The 15,574-nt window shown below is 50.1% G+C and carries 8 protein-coding genes; 6 read left to right on the top strand and 2 right to left on the bottom strand.

Annotated elements, in window-relative coordinates; genetic code table 11:
• Positions 1–39: 39 nt before the first annotated feature.
• The 6 genes from rclA (at position 40) to OGW44_RS18020 (ending at position 5,085) form a co-directional block, all read left to right on the top strand.
• On the top strand, positions 40–1,365 hold the full coding sequence (gene rclA / locus OGW44_RS18045) for a reactive chlorine resistance oxidoreductase RclA (RefSeq protein WP_185654255.1): 1,326 nt from the start codon (positions 40–42) through the stop codon (positions 1,363–1,365).
• Positions 1,366–1,529: 164 nt separating this feature from the next.
• Entirely contained in the window at positions 1,530–1,766 is a 237-nt protein-coding gene (gene rclB, locus OGW44_RS18040) for a reactive chlorine resistance periplasmic protein RclB (protein WP_029139445.1), read from the top strand.
• Positions 1,767–1,777: 11 nt separating this feature from the next.
• Positions 1,778–2,338 carry a reactive chlorine resistance membrane protein RclC gene (gene rclC, locus OGW44_RS18035; RefSeq protein WP_016152157.1) on the top strand — a complete coding sequence of 187 codons (561 nt, stop codon included), beginning with the start codon at positions 1,778–1,780 and terminating at the stop codon, positions 2,336–2,338.
• 579 nt (positions 2,339–2,917) lie between these two features.
• On the top strand, positions 2,918–3,604 hold the full coding sequence (locus OGW44_RS18030; protein ID WP_016152158.1) for a flagellar brake protein: 687 nt from the start codon (positions 2,918–2,920) through the stop codon (positions 3,602–3,604).
• A gap of 30 nt (positions 3,605–3,634) precedes the next feature.
• Positions 3,635–4,216, top strand: coding sequence for a helix-turn-helix domain-containing protein (locus OGW44_RS18025; protein ID WP_170975097.1), 582 nt, complete (start codon positions 3,635–3,637; stop codon positions 4,214–4,216).
• Positions 4,217–4,317: 101 nt separating this feature from the next.
• Positions 4,318–5,085, top strand: coding sequence for a putative bifunctional diguanylate cyclase/phosphodiesterase (locus OGW44_RS18020; RefSeq protein ID WP_016155930.1), 768 nt, complete (start codon positions 4,318–4,320; stop codon positions 5,083–5,085).
• 189 nt (positions 5,086–5,274) lie between these two features.
• Here OGW44_RS18020 and OGW44_RS18015 read toward each other — a convergent pair whose 3' ends face one another.
• Complete coding sequence (locus OGW44_RS18015) at positions 5,275–14,607, bottom strand: autotransporter outer membrane beta-barrel domain-containing protein (protein WP_185654256.1); 9,333 nt, start codon at positions 14,605–14,607, stop codon at positions 5,275–5,277.
• A 196-nt stretch (positions 14,608–14,803) separates the two neighbouring features.
• A complete protein-coding gene (locus OGW44_RS18010; protein WP_016152163.1) occupies positions 14,804–15,382 on the bottom strand; it encodes a helix-turn-helix transcriptional regulator in 579 nt (192 codons plus the stop codon).
• Between the last annotated feature and the right edge of the window lie 192 nt (positions 15,383–15,574).

Genomic DNA, 15,574 nt, shown 5'->3' with positions numbered 1-15,574 from the left:
CAGTTCAACAAACGAACAGTGACATGGCGGAGAGACAGCATGAATCAGTATCAGGCGATTATTATCGGATTTGGCAAAGCGGGTAAAACGCTGGCGGCTACCCTGGCGAAAACGGGCTGGCGAGTGGCGATTATTGAACAGTCAAACACCATGTATGGCGGGACATGTATCAATATCGGCTGCATTCCCACCAAAACCCTGGTACACGATGCTGAACTTCAGCATGACTTTGCTGCGGCGATGCAGCGCAAGGCCTCCGTTGTCAGCTTTCTGCGTGATAAAAACTTCCATAATCTTGCCGATCTGGAAAATGTAGATGTGATTGAAGGTCGTGCTGAATTCATTGATAACCATACGGTGCGGGTCGTGCAGCCAACAGGCGCGATTGAGCTAAGCGGCGAAAAGATCTTTATTAATACCGGCGCACAGGCAACGATGCCAAACGTGGCAGGGTTAATGACTACACCGGGCGTGTTTGACAGTACCGGGTTGTTAAATTTGACGCAACGTCCGGAACGTTTGGGGATTTTGGGCGGTGGTTATATTGGTGTTGAATTCGCATCAATGTTTGCCAACTTTGGCAGTAAGGTCACCATTTATGAAGCCGCCCCACTGTTTTTAGCCCGCGAAGATCGGGATATTGCCGACGCTATCGCCAACATTTTACGCGACAAAGGGGTTGAGATTATCCTCAATGCCAGGGTGCAGGCGATTTCGTCCCATGACGGCGCGGTGCAGGTGCAAATGCCGGAAGGCGTCCAGACTGTGGATGCGCTACTGGTGGCATCGGGTCGCAAACCGGCAACTGAAAATCTGCAGTTGCAGAATGCGGGTGTGGATGTCAACGAGCGCGGTGCCATTGTGGTGAATAAATATCTGCGTACTTCGGCAGACAATATCTGGGCCATGGGCGATGTGACGGGGGGGTTACAATTTACCTATATCTCGCTGGATGACTTCCGTATTGTGCGCGACAACCTGTTAGGCGAGGGATTACGTAACACCGGCGATCGCCAAAACGTACCGTATTCTGTTTTTATGACGCCGCCGCTTTCCCGCGTGGGAATGACAGAAGAACAAGCTCGCGCCAGCGGCGCGGCGGTCCAGGTTGTCACCCTGCCTGTCGCGGCTATCCCGCGTGCCCGGGTGATGAATGACACGCGTGGCGTACTTAAAGCGGTGGTAAATCGCGAAACGAAACAGATATTAGGCGTATCGCTGCTGTGCGTGGATTCTCATGAGATGATTAATATCATTAAAACCGTTATGGATGCTGGTTTACCTTACACGACATTGCGCGATCAAATATTTACTCATCCGAGCATGAGCGAATCACTGAACGATCTCTTCTCTCTAATAAAATAATAATATAGTTTGCATGATTGCCCCACCTGTCTGGGGCTTTTTTTTATCATATATAAAGAAATACTCATGAACAGTTATTCTGGCGTTATGGAGGAAATAAGATAAGCAACAATGTTTTATTCTATTACGAGTGAAATCACTAGTTAATGGAAATAGAAATGAACATGCTTAAAACTTCATTATTGTTGACTGCTTTACTGACTGCGCCGGTGACATTTTCTGCACTGGCACAGCAGCCGGTCGAAGTAGCCCGCGTCAGCGTGTCGGCAATTGCCGCCGCACCTTCTGTTGTTGAACATGCAATCGCCAGGCTGGCGCAGGAAAAGAAGGCAACTTCCTGGAAAATTACCTCAATGCGCATTGATAGCAGCACTCACGCAACCGCAATTTTGTACAAGTGAGGAGAGTCTGAATGGAAAAGTATCTGCGTTTACTCAGCAAGGGCGATAGAATTGGATTAACATTGATTCGCCTGAGTATTGCCATTGTTTTTATCTGGATTGGCTTATTGAAATTTGTACCTTACGAAGCCGATAGTATTACGCCATTTGTTGCCAATAGTCCGGTAATGTCATTTTTTTATGAACATCCAGAAGAATATAAGCAGCATTTAACCCACGAAGGTGAGTTTAAACCGCAGGAGCGGGAATGGCAGAAGGCGAATAACACCTATACGTTCTCCAATGGTCTGGGCGTAGTCGAAGTGCTGATCGCATTGCTGGTGCTGGCTAATCCTGTTAGCCGTTGGTTGGGATTAATTGGTGGCGTACTGGCATTTGCTACTCCGATTGTGACGTTATCATTTTTAATTACCACACCGGAAGCATGGGTGATGCCACTGGGCGATTTGCACCACGGTTTTCCGTACTTGTCCGGAGCCGGGCGTCTGGTGTTGAAAGACACATTAATGCTGGCGGGAGCGGTGATGATCATCGCAGATTCATCGCGATCAATTATTAAGCAAAAGTATTGAATTTTTAACGTTGTACCCTCTGTAAGACAGTAAGCCTCTATAGTTCGATTCGGTAATTACCGGGCCAGCAGGATGCTGGCCTTTTTTCTGCCCTAAGGTAAATTTATTTTACAGGTGAAATATAATTATTCACTTTTTCACAATTACTAGTCGGAGCTATATTCCTGGTTAATGATATAGTGCCGTAAGCATTTTCTCTTCTTCTTGCGATAGCACGCCAGTCCGCATACTGCGTGGTCCTTCCATCAAAACCCATTCATTTCCCTCTATTTTTTTTCTGTGTAGTTCTTGCTATTTGTTATCTCAAAATGACATCTCAAAAAATTTTATTATTCTCTTTTGTTATAGTTAGCCAACAACTTCATGTGGTTTTAGGCATGGCTTCAGCTAGAATTAACTTTGATTAAATGTTTTTACGTATCAATAAATGGCTAAAGATAGTTAAAAACTTAATTTTTAACCAACTGTTCGACATGGAATCCACTATGGTAATTAAGCACCAGGGGTGGATGCTGATCTCGCGTTTTGTGAGTAACCAAAAGCGAGACATATCTTAAATATGGAAATAAGGGTTTTAGAATGAGCTTTGGATTAGCAAAGGACAACAAGTTTGAAATCATCGCTACCCTTCGTGAAGAGTTGCACAAGAAAACGAAACTGGAAGTTTTATGTGAAAACCATAGTGTTATCACGCAGTTAGAGAAGATTGATTTCGAGCGGTTTGTCATCTCCGGACACGAAGACATTGTTCCTGAAAAGGTCCAGTACTTTATCCTGCACAGTGAAAGTGGGATTGTAAAATTTAGTGCCAGATTCGAACAAACCTTATCAGCAGGTGCACAAGCAGGATTATCCTACTTCATCCCGGATATGATTTTCTTTGCCCAGCAGCGACAAAATCAGCGTTTTTCCTTCCTGAAGGGTTACGACTTTTTCTGTTTTGGTCGTTACAAAAACGGAGAAAACTACTCTCTGAAGATTAAAAACATCTCGCAGGGCGGTTGTGCATTAATTGTTAAAGATGTGAACTCCCGTTTTCTCTATAAAGATGCGGTGATTAAAAATGCCGCGCTGGATTTTGATACGTTTGGCAGTTTACAGCTGGATTTGAAAGTGATCGATGTCGTCATGATCAATGAATTTGATGAGGATAATCAATTGTATGCCTGTCATCAGATCTCATGTGAGTTCGATTTTAAAAATCGTCGTGAAGAGGCAGAGGTCGAAAAGATTATTATTAAATTTTTAATGAGTAACAAGATTTGATGCTGATAAGGAGCGATAAACAGGATGTTGATGTGTGGCAGTGATAATTTTGTGGGCAACGGTTTGTTCGCCTACCTGACAAGCAAACATGTACCGATACAAACATTCCAGTTTGAGGATATGTTGCATCAGTCATCATTATGCCAGCATCAAACCATGGTTTTTAATATCATTGATAACGAACAACCATGTTCAGCTATCGTGCAGTTTTTGAATAAAAACCGCTTCAAGTTTTATAATAATGTCGTGGTAATTATTGCTGATAGTTTGGTGGCGAAATTATGTGTAGAGTTATTATATGTTGAAAAAACGATAGTTTTGACGGAGAAATCTTCTCTGCGCGATTTCGGTCAACTGGCATCGTTAACGGCCGGGAAATGGAATCCCCGGCTGTATCGTTCACAGAAAAGATTAACCGAGAGAGAGCAGCAGATTCTGAATTTATTGGTAAACGGATATACCGCCAGAGAAATTTCAGAGTTAGTCAGCCTGAATTATAAAACTATCCAGGCGCATAAAATGAGGGTCGTCACCAAGCTGGGACTGACCAATACCTCGGAATTAAATAAATTAATTGTCAGATTTACCCATCGTATGTCTTTTTTACCCTAACCTGGCCATTCTATTCTGATGTAACACACCTAATAGTAGATACAATTCGGGAGTGATATTGACTGGTTTTTAATTTTTATGATTTGTTGAGGGAGAGATGAATGTTTAATTCTAGTGAGGTGTTAACCGCGCTTGAAAAGGCATTGAATACCAGTCAGCTTTATATGGTTTATCAACCAATTTTTAATTTGTGTAATCAGCGTATTAGCGGGTTTGAAGCATTAATGCGTTGGAATAGCCCCCAGATGGGGATGATCTCTCCCGATGTTTTTATTACCTTGCTGGAAGACAGCGGTAATATCATGTCAATTGAAGATATGGTTACCCACACTCCCTGGGATGTGGCAACCCGTTGGCCAGAGCCCCTTGTATTGTCCGTCAATATTTCCGCGCTTGAATTCTGCGATCCGCTGTTACCCCAACGCGTCAGAAAAAATCTTACTGTATGTGGTCTCCCGCCCCATCGATGCCAGATAGAGGTCACCGAAACGTCGCCGCTTTGCGACAGTCAGGTCGCGGCTAAAAATATGACGGAGCTGAAGGCGATAGGGGTCAAAATTGCCCTTGATGATTTTGGAACCGGCCACGCCAATCTTAACTATTTGTTGAAATATCCTTTTGATACCTTAAAAATTGATAAGGAATTTATCGCCGGCATTGAACCCGATACCCGCTCAACAAAGATTGTCGAGGGTATAATTTCACTGGCGCACAATTTTGGTATTGAAGTTCTTGCTGAAGGGGTGGAAACCCAGTCCGAACTGGACCGGCTGATGCAGATTGGTTGTGACAAAATTCAAGGCTTTTTCATTTCTCCCCCGGTGTTGGCAGAAGAGATCCCGTTACTCCTGACGCAGTATAATCCTTAATCTTCTCCCTCTCCGTTGTTCCCCAGAACCTCGATTGTTTCGCGTTGCCAGAGGGCCGCTCCCGCGCTTTTCCTGCCTATAAAAATAAGTCCGTAGGCCTGATACGTTAAGCGCATCAGGTAGCTTTTTATCCGGGACAGGCAAAAAAAAGCCCCCTGTTAAACAGAGGGCTAGCGAGTTTATGTCAGCTTAGAACGATTTCTTAAAGCCAATTGATGCATTAACCGGCGCTTCAACCTGCGACTTACTGCCACCGTTGCTAAATTGCGTACCCAACTCTCCGTAGACCTGCAGGTTTCTGTCGATAGACCATGACAGACCGGCTGCAACTTCAGTGCTGGAGTACTGTTGTGAAGACTCAAGCGTGGTGGTGGCTACCGCATTGCTAAAGTGCGTTTTGTCTTTTGAACCCAGACCCTGCCAGACGTTGACCCTGCCGTAAGGCTGGAATTTGCCATGGTTGGTGTCATAGTCAGCGACCAGACGCACGCCCAGACGGGCGGTAAAGGAATCCGCGGTATCCATTTTCACTTTCGTTTGGGTCACACCATCAAGCCGCCCGTTATCAAAGTTGCTGTATTGATAGATCAGCTGAGCCTGAGGTTCCAGACTCCATGCGCTGGCGCCTAAACGGAACGATTTACCCACTTCTGTTGACGCCGTCAGCGTGTTGCCTCTGACGGTATACGAGCCGTTGTTACCGGTCGCCGCCAGGCGGGATTTATGGTTACCGTATTGCAGGACGTTATCAACATACATCCCGTCGCCCGAGAACCAGGTGGCGTAGCCGCCGACATAAAACGCGTTGTCGTCGATGTTGCCGCCTTTGCCGTCGCTGCCTGTCTTCGTGCCTTTCACGTTGCTGTCGATATCAAGAATGCTGGTATACATCCCGGCTTTCCAGCTTTCGTTGGCATACATATCGACGCCAACCTGAATCCCCATGGTGTGGGAGCTGGTTTGCGTTCCAGCCGCATCATCCAGTTTGGTTTTACCGGAGTAGCCAATCATTCTTGCCCAGGCGCGATTGTCTTCATCAATACCTGGTTTAACCTCGTCACCCATACGCTGGTGCATGTTGCCTAACAGGCTGATGTCGCCCTGACGAACGACGCTGGCGAGACCAGAATACAGCATAGTTTCTGGACGATATTCGCTTCTCAGATACCAGTTTTCACCCTGACCCTGAGCGTTACCCGCATGCAGTTGATACTCAAATGCGCCTGCTGCCATACGATCGGCGGCAAGATGGAAGGCGTCTCGTGACGTTTGTGCCGTAGTGGTTGCGCCATTGAGCGCGGTTACCACTTCGATACCATCACCAATAGTTGGTGCGCCGAGACCAGAACCATCGACATCCAATAGCGTACTACCGCTGGCTTTACCGCCATCGATAATCAGACGGTCGGCAATGCCTGCGCCGCTGCCAGTTTGTGTGGCCGCCATGTTGATAGTCCCTTTTTCGCCGGTGTAATCCCCTTTGACGGTTAACGTTGTGCCAGTCTGCTGGCCGATGAGTGAAACATCGCCGCCGTTGCTCAGTCCCGCTACCGTCTGGTTGTAACCTTGCGTGTTGAGGGTAGTGTCAGCGACAACGTAGTGGTGTGATGCGCTACTCAGAGTGTTGGTATTACCCGCCTGCAGTACACCGTTGGCAATCAGCGTTGCGCCGCTGTAGCTGTTTTCACCATGCAACTCCGTAACACCGCTGCCGGTTTGATGCAGTTGGCCTTCGCCGCTGATATTACCGGTCAGCGCCAGGGTATCGCCACGATTGACGTTGAGTACGCCGTTATCAACGATATCCCCCTGAATGCTGCCGATATCACCGCCGTTACCCAGCTGTAAAACGCCTTGCTCGATGGTGGTGCCACCGGTGTAGGTGTTATCCAGCGTCAGGGTGAGGGAGCCTTTACCGGTTTTGGTCAACTGACCGTTACCTTCGACTTCCGTCAGCAGAGAAACGTTATGTCCGTTGGTGTCGAATGTCCCGCCGCCGGATTCCAGAGTCACCTGACGAGCGGTATCAAACGCTTCACCATATTTCAGCGTACCACCATTAAAGGTAATTCCCGTCTCTGGTGCGCCAAGGTTGGTATCACCCGCCACCTGCAGCGTACCTGAGGTGATGGTGGTTCCACCGCTGTAAGTATTGTCGCCAGTGAGGATGAGCGTACCGAGGTCGCCTTTATTCAAGCCGCCGGTGCCGCGGATCACGCTGTCGATAGTCGCGGTGTAGTTAGCGCCGTCTACTGTGCCATCGCCGACGCGAATCAGCGTATTAGCCGTATCGGTGGTAATGGCTTCTCCGCCCACGCGATAACCATCGGTGGCGAACTGTGCGCCACTGATAATGACGTCGCCTTTGCTGTTATCGACGGTTACGTTGCCCGCTTCACCCTGGAAGACGGCGAACGCAGCATCGGTAAACGGTGCATTCAGCGCGCCTTCTGGCGTTGATTCATCCGTTGTCCAGTTGTCATTACCCTGGCTGGATTGCCAGATACCGTCGCCGCCGTTGATGACGCCGTTGTTTTTCAGCTCGCCATTCTCACCGCCGGTGCCGTCCCAGAAGCGCAGCGTCAGTCCGGCATGGTTGACCAGGTTAACCTGGTTTTTAACCGAGGTTTGTACGTACAGGCTGTCCGCAGCTTCCGGCGCGTCGGCAATGTCCATCACATTGTTGGTTAGTGTGCCGGTGTAGTTGATGACGCGGTAAACACCAACGTCAAAGCTTCCGCCTGGAGAGGTCTGGATATTGAGCTTACCATCGAGCGTCAGATCGCCATTCACATCTATCAGGTCATTGAAGGCTCCGCCTGGGGTATAGGCCTGACCAAACTGGTAATCAAGCTGTGCGTTATCGCTGAGCGTCAGTGAACCGGTAGTCAGTTTACCCACGCTGTTGATGGCCGCACCCGCGGTAATATGGCCGTCATCCAGTACATCAACAGCGCCGCCGATAATACCGTTCCCGCCGAGCGTTGACCCAGATTTCACCGTCACCTGACCGGTCGCGGCAGACTGATTACCGTTGACCAGCAGTACGCCTTCATTGACGTCCGTGGTGCCGGTCCAGGTGTTATCGCCGGTCAGCGTTAACGTGCCGTCACCGATTTTCACCAGGCTGCCGTCGTTGCCGCTGATAATGCCGCTGATGGTGTCATCAAGATGCAGATTACCCAGCGACAATTCTTTATTGCCCAGTTCGACATTCCCCGCACCGGACAACGAGCCGATAGATGTTGCGCTGTCGACTGCGCTGATATCGACCTTGCCGCCCGCCAGGTTTTTAACGACGGTATTCTCTGCTAACGCCTGGTCCGCAAAGGTCATCAGTCCGCTGTTATTCACGCTAGCAGAACCACCGCTGGCGTTTTCTTCCAGCGCCAACGTACTGTCTTTTGACACGTTAACCGTCGCCTCTCCCGCGGTGGCATTATCGGTTAACAGCGCTTTCGCTGTGCCCGTCAGGTTCAGTTTTGCGCTCGCGGCGGTGACGTTATCCGCCAGCGTTAACAGACTGTCGGCAATGTTCATGGTCAGGGATTTCAGGCTGGTCTCTGTTCCGCTGATATTGAGCGTTGCCCCGTTATTGACGTTCACGGTGCTGCTTTCATTGCTACCAAAGGCCCCGGTTTTGCTGACGTTGACCGTCACATTGTTGGCATTTCCGGTACCGGCAATTTCTGTGTCGCCTTTATAGCTGTTCGCGCGATTGAGCGACAGAGTACTGCCCGCATCGCTTGAGCTGCTGGTGACTTTCAGTTTACCGTCGCCGGTAATCTCACCGGTTGGCGTGAAATCATGTGAATTGAGGTCAAACACCGCCGCGTTATCATTCGCGCCCAGCACAATGGTGCGATTGCTGGTCAGGTCCGCGCCCATCTGCAGCGTGGAGCCGTTGTTGATAGCCAGGTCGGTTCCGCTCTGACCGAGGTTGCTGTCGGCGGAAATCTGCAACGTACCGCCATCAATGCGTGTGCCGCCGCGATACGCGTTATCACCGCTGAGGATTAGACGACCAAGGTCGGTTTTCACCAGCGTCAGCTTGTCAGTCGTGCTGGCTTCGCGGATGACGGACTCAATGGTCGCGGTATAGTTTTGCCCCGCGCCACCCGCGCCAACGCGCAGCAGCAGTTCACCGGTTCCCGGCGTCTGGCCTGCGTGAGTCGCGTTTTCCGTGGTGGCATAAGCGTTAAGTGCGTCGCCTTTAACGACATAGCCATCGGCGTCAAACTGTGCCCCGGAGAAGTTAACTTCTCCCGCGGCGTTATCCACGGTAACGGTGCCTCCTTTGGTGGTGAAGACGGCAAAGGACTTCTGCGCCCAAGGTGCGTTACCTTCGCCCGTTGCCGTGGTCCAGTTGTTATCACCCTGACTGCCGATCGCCATCCATTTGCCATCGCCACCGTCAATTTTGCTGTCGCCCTCAATGCCCGACGCGCCGTGGCTCTGACTTACCGTCGCCCCGTCCCAGAACTGCAGGGTAACGCCGTTGGCGTTCACCAGGTTGACCTGTTTGTCGATAGAGGTCTGGACAAAAATATTGCTCTTATCCTGACTGTCCGGTATTGCGCCCAGCTCCAGCGTCTGGTTATCCAGCGTACCGCCGTAATTATAGATACGGTACACGCCCGGTCCGAAGTTACCGCCTTGCGAAGTGGTAACATCCAGGGTCCCGTCCAGTTGCAGATCGCCTGCCACGTTCACCAGATCGTTTAGCGCACCGCCTGGCGTAAAGGCCTGGCCCAGTTCGAAAGCGGAGGTCGTTTTGCTGCCAAGCTGCAGATTACCGTTAACAGATAGCGTACCCGCACCGCCGTCACCGGCGCTGATGGTTGTGGCATCGTTCATCAGCACGTTACCGCCGATAATGCCCTTACCACCAAGTGTGGACGTGCCGCTGACGGTGGTGACGCCGCGCGCCGCGCTTTGATCGCCATTCACCAGCAACGTGCCGTTGGTAACGGTGGTGTTACCGGTATAGGTATTGTTACCGTTCAGACGGGTAATGCCGCCGCCGATTTGCTGTAGCGCGCCGATACCGGAGATCACACCGTTGAGCAGCACGGTGTTGGCGCGATTAATCGCCAATACGCCGTTGTCGATGATGTCAGAGACGGCGCTCACTTCGCCTTCATTTCCACCGTCACCTAACTGCAGCGTACCGGTTTGATCAATGGTGGTAGAGCCGGTGTAGCTATTGTTGGCGGTAAATACCGTGGTACCGCCCGCCGCACGTTCAAATTTCCCGTCGCCGCTGATGATGCCGCGATAGATCTGTGCTGTTGAGGTATCCCCCTGAGTATCGAAGATAACCTTGCTGTCTGCGCCCTGGGTGGTGACATTGTAATCGCCAATGCTTGCGGCAGTGCTGGTTGGTTCGACGTGGTCGCCGGTACGCAGCGTGGCGCCATTGTTTACAGCAAGGGTTTCGCTCGCCAGATTCAGGTTTTCAACGATGCGTACATCTGCATTTGACCCGCTGATGGTCAGTGAATCCCAGCCAGTGCCAATGTTGGTACCGGTATTCAGGTTGTCGCTAGCCAGCGTACCAATCTTCGCACCTTTTGTATCAGTGAAGGTGAGGGCGTTGCCCGTTCCCGCTGCGGTAAGGATGTGGCGCGTTTTATCCAGCGTCACATTGCCAATGTTGGCTTTATTGTTACCGCCAGTACCCGCGAAATTCACTTCGCCAGCATAAGAGCCGCTACGCCAGTTGAAGGTATCCGTACCTTCACCGGTGTTGATTACGCCGCTGGTCACACCGCCGCTGATATCGATGGTGTCATTGCCTTTACCAGACTGAACTGCCACGGCCGAGTCGTTGATTGCCTGCAGGGTTCCCGTGTTGGTGATGGCTTTACTGCTGTCGCCGCTGGCGTCTATTACTGGTGAGGTGGTGCTGGCAGAGATAATCTTGCCGCTGTTGGTCAATGCGCTAACGTTTTTCGCGATGATTGCAGAACCACCTGCGCTGTCATGCACGTTGATGTCGGCATTGGTGGTGATACGACCGTCCGTATTGGCGCGGATACCGCTGCCTTCGCTGTTGAGTACCTCAATGGTATAGCCTTTGCCGATGGTTAGATTACCCGTCACCGCGTCGCCATTACGTTGTTCAAAGGCGAAGCCGGTACCTTTACCGTTGACGTTGAGGATATTGTTCAGCCCATCGTTCATGGTCAGCGCCACGCTGGTGCGGATCCCTGGGCCATCGTTGGAGTCGATGGTGACATCACGCAGCGTGATATTGGTGTTGTTGGCATCGTTTTGAATACCGGCACCGGTACCATCAGCGCGGATCATCACGCTTTGCGCGGCCAGAGCGCCAGCGCCTTCGGCCAGGCGAATACCGTCAGCGGAGCCATCGGTGGTAATGCTGTCGCCAGTCATACCGTTAATCAGCAGGCTTGCCCCTTGGGTCAACAGAACGCCAGCGGTGCCATCATCAACCTGAATTTTGCCCAGCTTATTAATCTGCGCGCTGGAGCCTGAGGCGCGTACGCCGATGCCGTTGCTGACATGCAGGGCGAGGGAGGAGTTATTGGTTAAGCTACCGCCTTTTTGAACATCGACACCGATGCTGTCGACGCTGGCCAGATCGATAATCGATTTGGTATCGAGGATCAGGTTGCCCAGATTCCTCGCCACATAGGCGATTACCTTGTTGCCGCTGGCTTCAGAGGTGATCTTCGCGTTTGAGGTGAGGGTCGTGCTCGTGGCATTGCCCTGCGTATTACCATTCAACTGATGCGCCTGACCATCCACAACCCCGGCAACGGTTCTTTCACCGGTTAAATTGATGGTGGTTTTATCGCTGATGGTCCCTTTCGCGCCGCCTTCGATAACCAGCGCCGCAGAGTCAGTGCCCTTAACGGTAAACGTTGCTTCACCGGTATCTACGTTACTGCCTGCGCCGGTGGCGAGTACGCCCACGGAATTGTTACCGCTGAGAGTCAAATCCAGGTTGGAGGTGGACTGATCTTTCGGGTTAGTGGTATTACCGGCCAGCAATGCGCCATTGGCGATACGGAAAATGGTGGTGCGATCCTGACCGTTGTCATTCATCACCGCCTGACCAATATTGGCGGTAGCGCCCTTACCATACAGGTAATAACCAATCTGATCGGTGCTGTTAAATGAGGGGCTACTTAAGCTGTCAACGTTAGCGATGGCGTTATCACGCACGTGGACGCCGATGTTACCGGCTTTATCCAGCGTAATATTAGAGTAGACGTTGACCACTGCCTGACCGTTGGCGCCACCTTCCGCCCAGATGGCGTAGTTACGATTACCGACGCCGCCTTCACCGTCCACCACGATAGAGCCTGCAGCGCTGGTGGTGACTTCGGCATTTTTGTTATTGGCGCTAACGTGGATCCCTACGTTGTTGGTGCCATTCACGTTAATCTTGCCGTCGTTACGGATTTCCTGATTATTTTCTGCGCCGCTGTCGTGTACGGAGATGCCGTAGTTTTTACTGCTGCCCCCTTTAGAACCGCCATTGATCACGATATTGCCGGTATTGAGGACGTTGCCCGTGGCATTTCCGACCAAAATCCCTGCGGCGTTACGGACGCCGGTTCCCAGCGTGATAAGGCCGTTGTTAATCACCTCTTTGGCGCTCTTGATCATAATACCGGCGCTCAGGCTGGAACCGCCTGCCATGGTGACATCTTTAGCCGGATCGCTTGCGTCGCGACCAAGATAAATAGAGGCATTCTGAGCATTGGTAAAGGTGGCATTCCCGGCGACTTCTACGCCATAAGCGGTGCCGCTGGCAAAGGATGTACCGCTTTTACGTCCGTCTACGACGTTAATCTCGCCATTGTTGACCCCTTGCGCATCGTCAGACAATTGCATACCAATCGCCAGCGTCAGCGAAGAAGCGGGGACGTCTTTGCTCCAGGGATCGGCTGCCGAAGCGGTACCAAAGTTATCGGTGGTGATCGCCTGGTTGATGATGCCGTTGTTAGTGATCTGGCTGGTGCCTTGACCTTGCATACCAAATGCGCCATAGCTGTTGACGTTTTGGTTGCCGTCTTTATCGATAAACAGCCCGGAGTTGATCATCCCGTTGTTGGTTGCCGTCGCGTCTTTTGCCAGCATGCCAATCGCCAGGCTCTGCCCGGTAGACGTTCGTAATGCGTTCAGTTCGCCAAAGTTTGTGATAACCCCGCCATCAACGGCTTTCATGACGCCATTAATACTGCCGTCAACGGCAAGAATCGCATCTTTGTTCAGGGTGCCGGAGGTGCCTGCGCCGTTGGCGTAAATAGCATGCAGCTCACCGCGGTCAGCGGTCGCGTTATTGGCATGCGATAAGCCGTCTGTCCAGACGTCGTAATCCCAACTGAGCACGTCTGAGGGCTTGCTGGAATTGATCAGACCATCAATCAGCTCGGCATACTTCGTTTGTGCTGCGGTGACGGTAGTGACTTCATTCGCTTCCAGCCACAGCTGGATTTGGCTGACTTTTTCGCCTTCCGGGTTTTCCGCCGCGTCGCTGCTATTACCCAACAGCCAGTCGTTAAATTCGGCCAACTCCTGCGTGTTGGTGATGTTAAATGTGCGCTTACCCGTTTCGACGACTTTGCCGTCCGTATCATAGCCGTAGGTCATGAGCGTGACATCATCGCCAAACACGGAGGTTTGCGCTGAGCCGGCGAAGGTTTTTTCAGGAATAACCGGGGCGGCGTTAAATTTTATAAAGTTATCGGATTGCCAGTAAACCTGGCTACCCGCGTCCTGAGCCTCCAGTAAGGAGGAGTCTTTGGCCAGTAATTCGATGGTATTGGCTTTGGCGCGTACATTGAGCGTGTCGTCGCCCAAATTCAGATTGGCCGTGGAGCCGTTTGTCGCCAGTGCGATGCCAAATTGTTTGTAGATTTTAGACTGCGCCGGATCGTAAGTGTTTAGTGCCGAATCGCCAATCTGTGATTCGGTAAGAAAGTTACTTAACGCGTTAGTATCAAAGACTTTAATGGTTGTTTTTTCGCCGGGGAACGCCGGGTCGTTAATCTCAAATTCTGTGCTCTGCGAAGGCGTTGATGATTGGTTATAAGTCAGGTATTCCGCCAGCTCCTCGGCGGTAGTAATCGTTTTTACGTCCTGGTCAGGGCTGGTGGCCTGTAGGGTGATTTTGCCGGTTTGCAGTAGCTCTCTGATGGTCGTTGATTCAACAACGCCACTTTGACCCGGACTGATGGTTGGGATCGCGCCGCTGATATTGAGCGCCTGACCAGCAGTGATATCTTCATATAAGAATCCGTAGTCGTGGACACCCTCATAATCCCCAACAGAAATACCTGTCTGGTAGTCGGCGAAAATATTATGTTCACCGATGTCGATGATCGGAGTTGCTGAAGCTTGCATTGAAGCAGCGCTTAATGCGCCGGCCGCCAGTACGGCGACAGTTTTACGTGAGCTGCTTTTTTTCTTTCCTTTGGTTAATTCGGAAACGACCACCCAGATACCGAGCACCGCGTTCCAAATAATGCTGTAAACTTTGTTCATATATAACCCTCGTCTACATTCCTGTTATGTGTATTGTTAATACATTGAGTTGTTGGCTATGGTTGGCACGCGGATGTGCTACCCGGTAATAGATTTTTGGAAATAGGATTTCCTTCCGTGCGATGCGGAATTAAAAAGTGAGCCGAAAGAAAATCTTTTAAATAATAACCGTGATAATTGTCCTTAAATAAGTCAGTTACGGCTGGCTATAGTGAGAAATGGTGTACTTGAGTCGGGAGTTATTTTTCCCGAGTTTTCTGGCAATGTTGCTTTTGTACGCCCCGATGGTTTTTTCACTTTTTTGTGATGCCCCAGCGATTTGAGTCAATGACCAACCCCGGGCAAGCATCATCATTACGTTAAATTCGTTTGCTGTGATTTTGTTATTTATTTCTTTGATATTACGTGGTTTTTTGTTTTGTGATATACACGTCACGGCATGCAGTAACCGATCAAGGCTGGCGTCTTGATCGAGGAACAGCATGTTCCTCCCGCAAACGGTTTGAAAAATAGAAAAAGTAGCTTCATCTGCCAAAACAATAATTTTTGTGGCAGGGCGTAAAGCCATGTTGCGGATAATCCTGGCATATTTTAAAAAATCTGAGTTGTCAGGATTAATAATGATGCAATCCATTTCATAAGGGATTTTGTTGACGGCAGAAAGCGTCTGAGAGGAGTAGTACGCGATATCAATATATAATGATGAACCACGTAGGATTTCACGCATGCCTAGCCATGGATAAATTGATTCACCCAAAAAAATAGCCTTAGACATAACGATCTCCTTGAAATTTTGGTGCAAGCGGTCGCCTCTTTTTTTAGGCTAAAAAAAGAGTTTCTTGCGACGCATGAAATGTTAATTAAATCTCGTATGACGTTCTTTGGTGTGAACGCATCCTTATTTATTGCAGATTCAACAGGTATTTTCTGTATTAATTTGAATCATTAACTATTCTTAAAGTAGATA

Origin of the sequence: Citrobacter sp. Cb023, from assembly GCF_030336805.1 — a bacterium.
GTDB classification, from domain to species: Bacteria; Pseudomonadota; Gammaproteobacteria; order Enterobacterales; family Enterobacteriaceae; genus Citrobacter; species Citrobacter braakii.
This window is presented reverse-complemented; position numbering and strand designations above follow the sequence as displayed.